This window comes from Fibrobacter sp. UWB3 (assembly GCF_002210405.1).
GTDB lineage: Bacteria > Fibrobacterota > Fibrobacteria > Fibrobacterales > Fibrobacteraceae > Fibrobacter.
In genome coordinates, this window is the sequence record NZ_MWQJ01000010.1 from 135,231 (window position 1) to 148,207 (window position 12,977).

The 12,977-nt window shown below is 48.5% G+C and carries 4 protein-coding genes; all 4 read right to left on the minus strand.

All coding sequences use genetic code 11. The features are described from left to right. Positions 1 to 184 precede the first annotated feature (184 nt). Entirely contained in the window at positions 185 to 2,071 is a 1,887-nt protein-coding gene (locus B7991_RS11840) for an ABC-F family ATP-binding cassette domain-containing protein (protein WP_254917960.1), read from the minus strand. 70 nt (positions 2,072 to 2,141) lie between these two features. Continuing rightward, complete coding sequence (locus B7991_RS11845; protein ID WP_097020775.1) at positions 2,142 to 3,281, minus strand: hypothetical protein; 1,140 nt, start codon at positions 3,279 to 3,281, stop codon at positions 2,142 to 2,144. 284 nt (positions 3,282 to 3,565) lie between these two features. Further along, positions 3,566 to 7,828, minus strand: a complete 4,263-nt coding sequence (locus tag B7991_RS11850; protein WP_088631016.1) for a fibro-slime domain-containing protein — start codon at positions 7,826 to 7,828, stop codon at positions 3,566 to 3,568. Positions 7,829 to 8,025: 197 nt separating this feature from the next. Then, positions 8,026 to 12,372, minus strand: coding sequence for a fibro-slime domain-containing protein (locus B7991_RS11855; RefSeq protein ID WP_088631017.1), 4,347 nt, complete (start codon positions 12,370 to 12,372; stop codon positions 8,026 to 8,028). Positions 12,373 to 12,977: the final 605 nt, after the last annotated feature.

Below are 12,977 nucleotides of genomic sequence, written 5' to 3' on the forward strand. Positions count from 1 at the left end.
CTTACGGACATTCAATACTACCGTAGCAACGGGATGACGCTTACCCCGCGCAAACGCGTGGAGTAGACTTAACTAGATTGCCGCGTCACTTCGTTCCTCGCAATGACGAAACTGTCATAGCATTGTCATGCCCGACTTGATCGGGCATCTCCCTTCTACCAAACTAATGACTAAAGACTATTGACTAGTCTAATTTATACTTGTCTTTCGCAGCTTCGAGTTCGGCACTCGCCTTTTCCCAGGCGGCGTAAAGTTCTTCGGTCAGCTTCTTGTTTTCGTCCATGTCTTTTGCAATGGACGTAATCGCATTGCCGTCGCCAGATTCCGAGGCGGCCACAAGCTTTGCTTCAAGTTCGCCGCCGAGAGCTTCTGCCTTCGCAATTTCAGCTTCGAGGCGCGCGGTCTCTTTTTCGAGCGGCTTAATGACCTTGCTGCGTTCGGCAATGTAGTCTGCTCGCGCCCTGCGGTCTTCCTTGGAGCGCGGCGTCGAACTCACAGGCTTGTCGTCCGTGACGTCGATATTCGAGACCTTGATGTTTGCAGAGTTCGAGCCGCCCGGCTTCTTTTCAGAAGCCCAGCCAACCTTCTCAAGGAAGTCCGCATAAATGCCTTCGAAGATACGGCACTTACCACCGTCGAAGACGATGAGGCGCGTCGCAAAAGCGTGCAGCAGTTCTTCGTCATGCGTCACGACAAGTGCGGTGCCATCGTAATCTTCAAGCGCATCAATCAAGCTCTCGATGCTTTCCATGTCCAAGTGGTTCGTCGGTTCGTCAAGCAAAAGCATATTGCTTTCGTTCGCCAAAATCTTGCCTAACAGCACACGGCTGCGTTCGCCACCCGAAAGCACCTTGACCTTCTTCATGGCGGTGTCGCCGCTGAACATCATCACGCCAGCAAGGCTACGCGCACGGCTCTTCTGCGACACATCCGCAATCGCCGATGCAATTTCTTCTTCGACCGTATTTTCAAGATTCAGGCGGTTGATGTTCGTCTGTCCAAAGTAATTTATCTTGAGGTTCGGGTTGTAATTGATTGTACCCTGGGTCGGTTCAAATTCTTTCGCAATCAAGTTCAAGAGCGTCGTTTTACCACGACCGTTTGGGCCGATAATCGCAATGCGGTCACCCTTGAACACTTCCAACTCGAGGTCCGAAATCAGCTCCGGACCGTAGCCGTTTTCGTTCTTGTACGCAAAAGAGAGCCCATGAATCTGGAGCATGCGCTTGCCCGGGAATTCCGCGTTCTTGAAATTGAAATCCAGGTTGCGTTCGTGCGTGAGGCGTTCACCCGTCGCAAGCTTTGCTGCAGCCTTGATCTTTGACTGCACCATCGCAGCCTTTGCCGCCTTGTAGCGGAAGCGTTCAATAACCTTTTCGAGCTGCTCCTTTTTGCGCTGCTCGTTTTCTTGCGTGCGCATTGCCACTTCTTCTTCTTCGGCAATCGTCTCGCGCAACTTTTCGACCGTTCCCTTGACCTTGCGCATCTTGTGGCGGTGAATCCCCACCGTGTGCGTGCAGACCTCGTCCATAAAGTGGTGGTCATGCGTAATCAAAAGCACTTCGCCCTTCCATGCGCGCAAAAAGCGGCTGAGCCAGCGCATGGAAACAATGTCCAAATAGTTCGTCGGTTCGTCAAGCAAAAGCATGTCCGGTTCCGACGCCAAGACCTTCGCCAAATTCAGACGGATCTGGAAACCGCCCGACAAAAGCATCGGGTCCTTCTGCATACTCTCTTCGTCAAAGCCAAGACCAAAAAGAATCGCCTCGACCTTGTGTTCTTCGAGCCAGCCGTCCTCATTCACCTTGAGCACGCTGCACGCCTCTTCGTGTACCGTCGGGTGCGTGAACTTGATGTGCTGCTGCAAATAGCCAATCGTATAGCCCTTCGGGATGTCGATGTTACCGCCATCGAGACATTCCTGCCCGAGAATCATCTTGAAAAGGGTCGATTTGCCGCAACCGTTGCGACCAACAAGACCGACGCGTTCATGGTCGGCAACAAGCATGCTAGCACCGTCCAAAAGGACCTGCATGCCAAAAGACTTAGAGACGTTCTGAATTTGAATCACGAAATCAAAGATAAAAAAAAAGCGACCCCCACGCTAATGGGAGCCGCTCCTAAAATCAGGCGACCAGAGATTACTTCCAGTCGAGAACTTCGCGGTTCCAAGAAACCGGAGAACCCGTCATGATCAATTTCTTATCAAAGCCGCTGCCATTGCTCATCTGCTTTGCAATAAAGCCAGACTTGTACATGGTAGCCTTCTTGCCGTCCTTGTTCTTGCCGTCATAGACAATGTCAAATCCGACCCATCTGTAAAGGACAAAGCCGAAGAAGTTTCTGCGGTATTCCCAAGAGTCGCTCGTGATGATGAGCTTCTTGATCTTGTAACCCTTCACGAGAGCCTTGAGTTCCTTTTCAATCTTCGGCCCCTTCCAGGTCTGCTTCGGGAGATCAGCCATCTTGACCGGAGTCGGGCCACGCTTGATAGCATCCTGGACTTCTTCGATCGGAGACTTGCCCACGATTTCCTTGAAGTCAGTCACTTCAACTTCGTAGAACTTTTCCGGGAAAGCGACGCCCTTGTAAACACCCTGGTCGATATAGCCGTATCCTTCCGGCACATAGAAGAACTTGCCGCCCTTCTTGTAAACGAAAGCCATCGCAAAAGCGTTCTTGTCGTTATACTTCATGATGGAGCCAAAGCGGTAAGCGCGCACGAATTCGCTTTCACCCTGTTCCTTGTCAGACGGGCCAATCCAGCGGGACTTGAGATTTCTGATATCGTTGTCCTTCGTGATCATGTAGACTTCAGCCGGCAATTCGCCTTCGAGCATCGTCTTGGTGGTATCGTCAATCTTCTTCGGATCCCAGTCATACACGAGAGCCTTCGGAGTATTCGGGGTTGGGCCATCGACAACCGGCTTACCAAAGCACTTGACGCACTTTGCAACATGGTCCTTCCAGAACACGACATTGCTGTCGGCATCCCTATAAAGCACGTCGTAGTTCAACACGTCCGGTTCGCGTTCTTCGGCAAGTTCATCCGTGTGGATAAACACCTTGATGATGCCCTTTTCCTTGTTGTCCTTCCAATGGTAGAAAACGCGTTCGAGGTAACGGTTCGAAATATCGGCGCCCACCGGGAGTTCGCTTCTAGCCATCGTCGGCTTGTCAGAAGCAGGGGCCAAAGCGGCATCGGCAGGGACATCATCCTGAGCATTCGCCATCGAGAAGGCGAAAAGTCCTGCGGCAAGAGTCTTGAGAATCAGTTTCATTCCATTCAACCTTACGGGTTCCAAATGACAAACGACATTCCTGGCGAACCCACATTTGCCAGAAATGCGCAATTTTTTGGACAATGTAAATAAAAAAGATACGTTTGGCAACAAATTATCACGAAATTACTACAAAAAACTTCAAATTTCCAATAGACTTTCAACATCTATCAACACCCTTTGTAAATAAAATTCAGGCATAAAGAAAACCCCGCGTGTAACCCGTTAAGTTTCAAAGAGTTACTTTCCGCGAGGCCTATTCTTAAGCTGTTGATAAGTTGTGGTTATTTTTTGCCGTGACGGCGAATACCCAAAGTAAAGGTTTCATCGGACTTTCCGACAACCTTGTCGCCCTGGAAAATCTTGAACTTGAGTTTCGCGATATAGACACCCGTACCAACCCAGCGTCCCTTAGCGGTATGGGCATCCCACATCAAGAACACGTTACCCGGATTATCGACACAGTCCGTGCCGAACACAGCCTTGTCATTGCAGGCAACAGAGCCATTCTGCACATTGACAAACTGCCCAAGCGTCGAGAAGTATTCCACTTCCCACTTAATCTTCGCCTTTGCAAGTACCGTTTCTCTAGGTTCATCCGAATTCAAAAGGAGCGTCTTCGCGACTTCGCTCAAGTCAAACGTAATCAGTTCGCCCGGGAGCCCTCTTTCGGCAATGACATCGTCCAGCTTCTTAGACACATCGACACGGACCGGAGCGACATCCGCCTGGTAAGGCCATTTTTCCGGAGTCCAGTTCATCGGATCCACAGAGACAACGCCCGGAGTTTCCACGCCTACGCGCTGTTCACCTTCAATTCGACGCCACGGATTGTTCACATGCGGCACATTGCCGTTCAAGTCCTGCAAGACACCAGGAACAAGGCGCACCATGAAGCCCACATCCGGGAGAACAACGTTATCCGATGTCTTCTGGTACAGCACATCATAGTAATTGCTTGTCCTCGTCGGCGAAACAGAAAGCACCGCAAAAAGCGACGGGTCTATCAATTCACCGGCCTTGTCCTTGAATTCAAGGAACGCCATTCCATTGAGCAAGTTCGCCTGCGTGGCCTCGCTGATATAGACCGTCAGCTTGTTCACCGTAGCAGAAATCGGCTTCACAATGGGCTTTTCCAAAAGAATGGCGCCAATGCGGTCTTCAATGGCAAGCCCATCCAAGCTGAGCTGCGTCATCTGTCCGGTTTCCTTATCCATGTACGTATAATGGTACCTGAAGGACCCCTGATAAAGTTCCTTGGAGCCACCAGTAAATGCCACATTCAGCAAACTGTCGGCATAAATAGAGAGGCTCTGTTCGCCCTGCATCAACGCCGTAACGCTCGGCACAGAGGCAACCATATGCCAGTCGTCGCTACCAAACGTCCAGGCAATCGTATCCGGGATAGTTTCGCCAAACGGCTTGTTGAACACAACAGAAATACTATCCAGCACACCATCACCATTGCGGTCAAACGCTTCGCCAAGACTTGCAAACGGCACAGGCGGTTCCTTGAAGTGGATGTTGCCCCACGAAATCACATTCGCGACTCCGCTTCCAGAAACTTCAAAGCTAGCGTTCGTCACCGAGGAATCGCCAACCACATAGAACCTGATGACACCCGTAGAATCGGTAATCAGCTTATTCACGCGCTGCTTCTTTTCATCCAAGAAAGAAATCGGGAATGAAGTCTTCAAGTCCAAAACGGCAAAGCAGTCCGTACAAAGTTTCGTCATGTAGTACACGCCCACCTGTAAAGGCACCGTATCCGGGTAAGCCACATGCGTCAAGAGAGTATCATAAGCTGATCCATCAAACGGAAGGCCGCGCAAGCTAATGCCCGTCGGATCAAACGCCTTGTAGGCTTCCGGACCGTTAAACACGTCGATAAAAGCAATATCCGGGAGCGGGTACGCAGGCACCGTAAAGTAGACAGAGCTAGACTGGCTCATATCACTAGCCAAGAAGAACTGCAACATGTAAGATCCCGGAGCCAAGGAACGCTTGCGTACAATTTCCACCGTATCGATTACAAAGCCAGCCATGTTGGCATCGATGTTGATACCTTCAATCGTTCCCGGCAAAAGCTCCATACCCGTCGACGGGATTCTCTCGTCATCGCCAAACAAGACAAACGAGGACTGAGCAGGCATCGTATCAATCTTCGTCGTGCTAGAGACATCGCAACTGATCGACTCATCCATCAACAGCTGCAAAATGTTGTACTTGATTGTTCCATCCGTCGTCTTTTCTTCTACCGGGTAATACGTCTTTTGCGTCTGCAAGTTGATCGACGTACGCATCTTGAAGTTCGAACCATTGGCATTGCGTTCCGAGAAGAAAATATGGAATGGGTATTCACGGCCTTCAATAAGTCCAAGCGTATCCAAATCCACAGCACGTTCTACCGGATTATGGCAACCACCGATATCCACGACGAGGCGGTTATTGATAAAGACCCACACGTCATCGTCACCGCGGAATTCAAAATACTGGCCCTTGATGTACTTGAACTGGGCAGAAATCTTCATGGCAAAGCTATAGTTGTGCTTTTTACCGTTCTTGGTCAGCTGTTCATCCCAGTCAAATTTCGGGTTGCGCACCGTCTTTGCCGAATCCAAGAATTCCAGATTGTCAATCGGAAAGAACCCGCCATCTTCATTATTCTCCGAAATATCTGCAAGCCAGAACCCTTCTTCGTCCAGCACAAGGTCAATGTCACGGCAAACAGCATTTGTGTATTCCTTTCCAGCCGCATCCGCCGCCACCACCTGCGGCACAAACCACTTCTCGATTTCATGAGCCGCTGAGCATTCGCTCCAAGGGTAACTCAAGGAATCGACACGTGCAGGCAGGCCATTCACGAGCGTATCCTGGACCATGCCAAGAGCGACGCCATCGTACGTTGCCGAATGTTCCGCCTTGCAGTTCGAATATTCCTCTCCATTAAAGAGGACCGTCGTATAGGGGTTACCAGACCAGATGTTACCAAAGTCCACGTCAATACTGTCATGGAAGCCTTCACCGGCCCAGTCCACAACAAGTGCCGAAATCTTGAGCGACGGGCAAATGCCAAGAATGCCCGGATATACCGTCGTATCGTTCGGCTCATAGCGCTGCTTCGGGTTCGGATAAACCCAGACCGTGTCACGCGACGCCAAGGAAGAATCCAGCGAAATCAGGGAATCGAGCTCGTCCTTTTCCGCGACAACACCCTTGCCACCGTAACGCTCCATACCAAAAGTCTGTCTAAAGTAAACACGCCAATCATCGACATGCTTGTAGTACGTACCGCTATACCAGCCACACGTATCTGCAAGCGGAGCCATCTTGACAACCTCGCCCATAGATTCCACAACCAGCGACGGTGAAGTATTGTCCCACGGGCTCTTCAGGCGAATGACCTTGGGCTCCGGCGGATAATAAGCAAAGTCCATCGTTCCAAGCGAAACTGACGTATAGAACCAGACTTCATAAATTCCAGTCGGGAAAAACTCACTTGCAAGCGGGCGCGACGCTTCCGGGAAATAAGGATGTTGCGGCCATTCGTTGCTGCCACGCAGAATCTGCACATGCGACATTTGAGAATTCCACTGCGAAGACTCCACAACCGTATCCGCAAAATCAATATGGCGCCAATACTTATATTCGCCTTCATCGCTCAACGGCGTCGGCGTATTCAAGATGTTATTATCAATTTTGATATAGAAAGCGCTATCACGGAATGTCGTGTTCGTACGCCACGGGTGGTAAACATGCAAACGTCGAGTCGGGTCAAAGCATTCACCTGGAGTCCCGATTTCAGCAGATGCAGTAGGGCTTGATGCAGTTCCATCCACATAAACCGTATCATTCAGCGACAAAAGCGAACCAAGATCAATAAGCGAATCCTTAGACGCCGGCACTGCATACCACGGAGCCTTATAGCGGATAAAATGGGCAACCTTGATTGCGTTCGCCGCCATCTTGTCTGGTGTCAAAGCACCATAGAACCAGCCACACTTCGTCTTGTCATCTTCACTAAAGCGCATCAGCACGGAATCCGCACCAAAAATCATCTGGGGGAGAGCCTTGTTGCCCCACGGGCTCTTGAACCAAACAATCTTGGAACCCGGAGCCATGAACGACTTTTTGTAGGACATGTCCGTCACATCCGTATAAAGCCAGATTTCCGTTTCAGAACCAAAGAACGATGTAATCCTGGGCTTTCCGCCTTCCTTCCACGAAACGCAAGCGTTATTATTGTAGTTATAGTCGTCCGTATTGGGGCATGCCTTGAATTCAAAGTCTTGCCATTCCTGGAAATCGGCAATCGTCTTGCCCGTCCATGTATACGAATACCAGTTGTCGCCTTCGCTCTTCATCATGGTCTTGGACAAATCACCAAAACCCGGATTGTACTCCGTTACGCTACCGACAACATGCGGAATATATTCTGAAGCAGTTGCATCATTGCGGAAAGGCGACTGTAAATGCACCGTCAGGTCTGCCCATGCAGTGGCTGCTAAAGACAATGAAGCAAAAATACCCAAACAACAGTGTTTCATTCAACACCCTCTTAATTTTGCCCACACTTTAGCTAAAAGATATATTCAATTATTCAAAAATCAAAATGCAATAAGGAAAAAAAAGTAAAAAAAGAAAAACCCCGCTCGAGGCGGGGTTAACATTACAACAAGAAGCAGTCATGCCCGTCCCGGAACGAGTCCGGGATGACAGTCGGGCTTCGCCTTCTCGTACAAAACTATTTGATCTTTTTTGTTCCGTGCTTGTATTTCTCGTTGCGGCGGATACCGAACGTGAACGTCTCTTCGCCCTTGCCAACGATTTCCGTATCCGAGAAAATCTTGAACTTGAACTTCGCGATATACACGCCCGTTCCAACCATGCGGCCCTTGTCACTCATGGCATCCCATTCGAAGAACATGTTGCCGGCATTCTGGATACAGTCCGTACCATAGACGCTCTTGTCGTTACATGCGAATTCACCCTTGACCCAGTTCACGTACTGACCCAGGCTAGAGAAGAATTCGATATCCCAGCGGACCTTGACCTTGCTCAAGATTTCATCCCTAGTTGCACTGTCAGCCTTGCTCAGCAACAGTGTCGTAGCGTAGTCGTTCAGCTGGAACTTCACCAACACGCCCGGCAAGCCCGTTTCCTGGATAACTTCCTTCAAAGTGAGTTCCGGATCCACACGGACCGCAATCACGTCATTGGTATCGCCCGGCCACGGATTATCTTCAAACATGCCCGGATTGACCGTCACGACCTTCGGACGTTCAGTTTCGAGCGGCTGTTCACCTTCGATTCTGCGCCACGGGTTGTTCTTGTGCGGCGTATTCCCGAGCTTATCCGGCAATACACCCGGCAACAAGCGGATCTTGAAGCCAACTTCAGGAATGATATATTCAGTAGACTTCTGGAACACAAGGTCATAGTAGTCGCTTTCGCCCGAAGGATCATACGAAAGAATCTTGTATGTTGCCGGATCGACAATCTCGTCGTTCTTGTCTTTCAGTTCAATAAACCTGGTATTTCCAAGTCCACTGGAATTGCAGGCTTCAGAAAGCTTGATCGTCACCTTGACCACATTATCCGACATAATCTTGAGCATCGGCTTTTCGAGCATGATTGCACCGATTCTTTCCTGAATCTTCGTCACCATCACATCGGACATCTGCGTCGAAATCGTCGCATCGTCTTCATAAATGTATTGGTAGAGGAAGTTTCCTTCGATAATGCCCTTTGATGCACCCGTCAACACGGAATCAATCAAGCTGTCAGCCGTAATGATAACGGTCGAATCGTTCTTGACGAAATCCGAAATTTTATCCATGGAGAATTCACGCCAGTCCTTGCTGCCAAAATTCCAGGCAATGGAATCCAGCTCATGCTTCTTAAAGGCATTGAATTCAAACGGAACGTAGATACTGTCCGGAACACCGTCGCCATTGCGGTCGTAAATTTCGCCGGTCTTGGCCAAAGGAATTTCAGGATCCTTGAAGTTGATATTTTCCCACTTGAGCTGGTTCTGGACACCGCTAACACCGACAACGCTAAACGAAGCGCCAGTCATCGGGGCATTGCCAATCACATAGAAGCGGGCAATGCCCTTGTCATCCGTTATCACAGTGTTCTTCTGCTGTTCAGTCTCATCGTAGAAGAGCATGTTCCTGTCGCTCGGAACCAAGTCCAGCATAACATTGCAGTCTTCGCAAATATTGCCCATATAGGTCACCATGACCTCGATGTACTTGATTTCCGGATAGCGGACATGAGTCATCAACGTGTCATTTTCGCCAACCACAATCGTTTCGCCCTTCAGATTCTTGTTCTTCGGGTCAAATGCGGTCAACTTGTCTCCAGACTTTTCACTGAACACGTCAACAAACGCAATCTCCGGCATCGGGTATTTAGGCACTGTGAATTCGTAAGAATCGTTCAAAGACATGTCTTCTTCGAGGAAGTAGTACAAGGTGTACGTTCCCGGTTTCAACGAACGCTGCTTCACAATTTCATCGATATTGATTTCAAAGCCAGCCTTATCCGCATTGATAACGATACCACCGGCAAAATTAATACCGACACTCAATTCCTTGGTTTCAGAGAGGTTGCTACCTGCAAGGTAGAAGATAGACGGAGCATCGCTCGTATCTGCCGCAGATGTTGTACGCGGATCGCAACTAACAGCCTTGGAATCCATCTTCAGCTTAAGGATACCCGTGATATTGCTCTTGGAGTTTTCCTTGACAATCGGGAGGTACGTGTTCTGCTTCTGCAAGTTGATGGAGGTTCGCATCTTGAAGTTGGAACCCGTCGCATTACGTTCGGCATAGAAGATATGGAACGGATATTCACGTCCTTCAACGAGCTTGTTTTTCGGGTCACCCTGGCCAATCGTATCAAGGTTGACTGCACCTTCCACCTTTTCATGAATACCGCCAATATCCACGACAAGCTTATTGTTAATAAACACCCACACATCATCGTCGCCACGGAACTCAAAGTACTGACCCTTTACATACTTGAAGCTCGCAGAAACCGACATCGCAAAGCTATAGTTGTGCTTGCAGGTATCAAGTTTCCAATCTTTTTCGCCAGCCCACCTAACATACCACACAACATTGCTGTCGTATTTGGGATTCTTTACCGTCTGCGCTTCATCAAGATATTTAAAATCATCTAATGGGAAGAATCCTGGGCTTACAGAATCATTGCAATCACCCGATTCGTTCGTATAATCAGCATACCAGAATCCTTCATCGTCAAGCTGGAGTTCAATATCTTTACAAACTGAATTGAAAAGAGAATCACCTGTTGTCGGATCCAGCTGGATAAATTGTGGAATAAACCACTTATCAATTTCATGACCAGCAGCACACTGACTCCATGGATAACTCAAAGAATCAACACGAGCAGGATAACCATTCACAAGTGAACTCTGCACCATACCCTTTACAATTTCAGCTTGGCAAGTACTATCGTTGCCAACCTTTGTGTAAGCATTCCCCCCCTGTGTATGACCAAAGTCAATGTCTATACTATCATGATAAGTTTCGCCAGCCCAGTCTATAAGCCTTGCAGAAATTTTCATGCTCGGGCATTCACCAAGCTTGTTGGGATATTTCGCAGAAGCCTCCGGGCTACTATAGCTCCTATCACGCGGATAGACCCACGCCGTATCGTGTTCACTCATCAAGGAGTCCAGGTTAATCAAGCCTTCAATATCATCACTAGCCTTGACAACGCCTTCCATAGCATACTTTTCAAGACCAAAACTCTGCTTGAAATAGACCTTCCAATCCGGGGCATGCTTGTAATACGTACCTTCGAACCAGCCGCAGGTATCCTTCGAGAACGTAGACATTCTCACGACATCGTTGTTCGCATCGACAATGAAAGAAGTCGGCGTATTTTTCCACGGGCTCAACAAGCGGACGACCTTACGTTCAAGCGGTGCATACGAAAAATCAAGATCTTCCATAGTAGAGCTGGTAAAGAACCATGTCTCATAAACACCAGACGGGAACAAGTCGCTTGCAACCGGGCGATTCTTTTCACTAAAGTAATGAATTAAAATATTTTCATCGAAACTACGAGTAATCTGCACCTTGGCATCTTCAGACTTCCATGCAGCAGAAGACACAATAGAATCCGAGAAACTTAAAGAGAGCCAGTACTTATAATCCTTGTCAAAAGCAAGCCCGGTCTGTGCAGGGCCCGCAACATTCTTTCCATCTTCGAGAACAGAATCTGCGCGAACACCATCAATGCTCAAATAAATCGTTTTTTCACGATAAACGCTGTTATTACGCCACGGATTATAGATATGCAATGTACGGCTCTTGTCGAAGCATTCGCCGACCTTCCCCATCTTGATGCCAGCAGAAGGAACAGCTTCTGTCCCATCAACATATATAGTATCCTTCTTCGAAAGCGCAGTGCTCAAGTCGATCATTGCATTCTTACTTTCAGGAATCGTTAACCAGGGAGCCTTGAAACGCGTAAAATAAGCCATCTGGAGCACGCGGCCTTCTAACATTTCAGGCGAGATTGCGCCATAGAACCAGCCGCACTTCGTCTCGTCCTCAGAAAAATGCATCACGATGGTATCTTCAGCAAACACCATCTGAGGGAGGGCCTTGTTACCCCACGGGCTCTTGAACCAAACAATCTTGGAACCCGGAGCCGCAAAGGACTTCGTATAATCTCCAGTCTCCTCATCTGTATAAATCCAGACTTCGGAACTGCCCTCAAAAAGATCATAAATATTAATATCAGTGCCCTGAGGCCAAGCAACACAAGTTGCCTTAGCATCATCGGTACATCCCTTAAAGCTAAGCGTCTCAGTACCCTTAAAATCAGAAAGGGATTTTTTGAACGTATAAGAATACCAATTGTCGCTCTCACTCTTCATTAAAGTAGAAGAAGTGGCTCCAACAACCGGTTCCGAAGCATTCTCAACAACGTGAGGAGAATAAGTAGTAGCGGCAACGCCAAAAGGAGACTGCAAGTGAACAGTCAAACTAGCAAAAGCCGAAGACGCAGCAGCGCCCAAAATACAAAAAGCCAAATACAGGTGTCTCATACAACACTCACCTTTTAGTTATTCCACACCCGTAAGTTTAAATTTACACTATTTTTTTGTAAAAAAACAAAAATATTAAAAAAAAAAGAATTCTTTTGAACCAAAATTATGTATAGAAATCGACATTCCCAAAAAACGTGAAGAAAGCCCCCGAAAAAAGAACGATTCGCACCCAAATAGTGCAGACAAAGTATTTGAAGTAGAATTAATACAAATTAATCCATCAACTTTAAAAAGGCCATTTTAGACAAGGTATAAAACGTTTTAAACGAGACTTCCCTACACAAATCCGGCACGGGCAGGGGATTCCCGCTCGGGGGCGGGAATGACACGCAAGGCGAGTGCAGCAAGAATGAGTATACTCATTCTTATTGCCGAGCCGCAGCTGTCAAGCCCCGTTAGGGGAATGACAACGGAGCCGAGTGATGCAGAAACATGCTTGCATGTTTCTATATCCGAGGCGAACAAGTCAGGCCACGTTAGGGGAATGACAGAGCAAGTCCGGCATGACAGCGCGCCAGCGCTGATTCGTGGAAGTGGCGGGCGGCACAAAAAAGAAAAAGCCCCGCCCGACGTGTTGCGTCAGGCGGGGCGTGAATCCAGCG

What these genes read in the sequence shown, in the direction of transcription:
- B7991_RS11855 (WP_088631017.1), bottom strand. Translation starts at nt 12,372, where the DNA reads ATGAGACACCTGTATTTGGCTTTTTGTATTTTGGGCGCTGCTGCGTCT.
- B7991_RS11845 (WP_097020775.1), bottom strand. Translation starts at nt 3,281, where the DNA reads ATGAAACTGATTCTCAAGACTCTTGCCGCAGGACTTTTCGCCTTCTCG.
- B7991_RS11850 (WP_088631016.1), bottom strand. Translation starts at nt 7,828, where the DNA reads ATGAAACACTGTTGTTTGGGTATTTTTGCTTCATTGTCTTTAGCAGCC.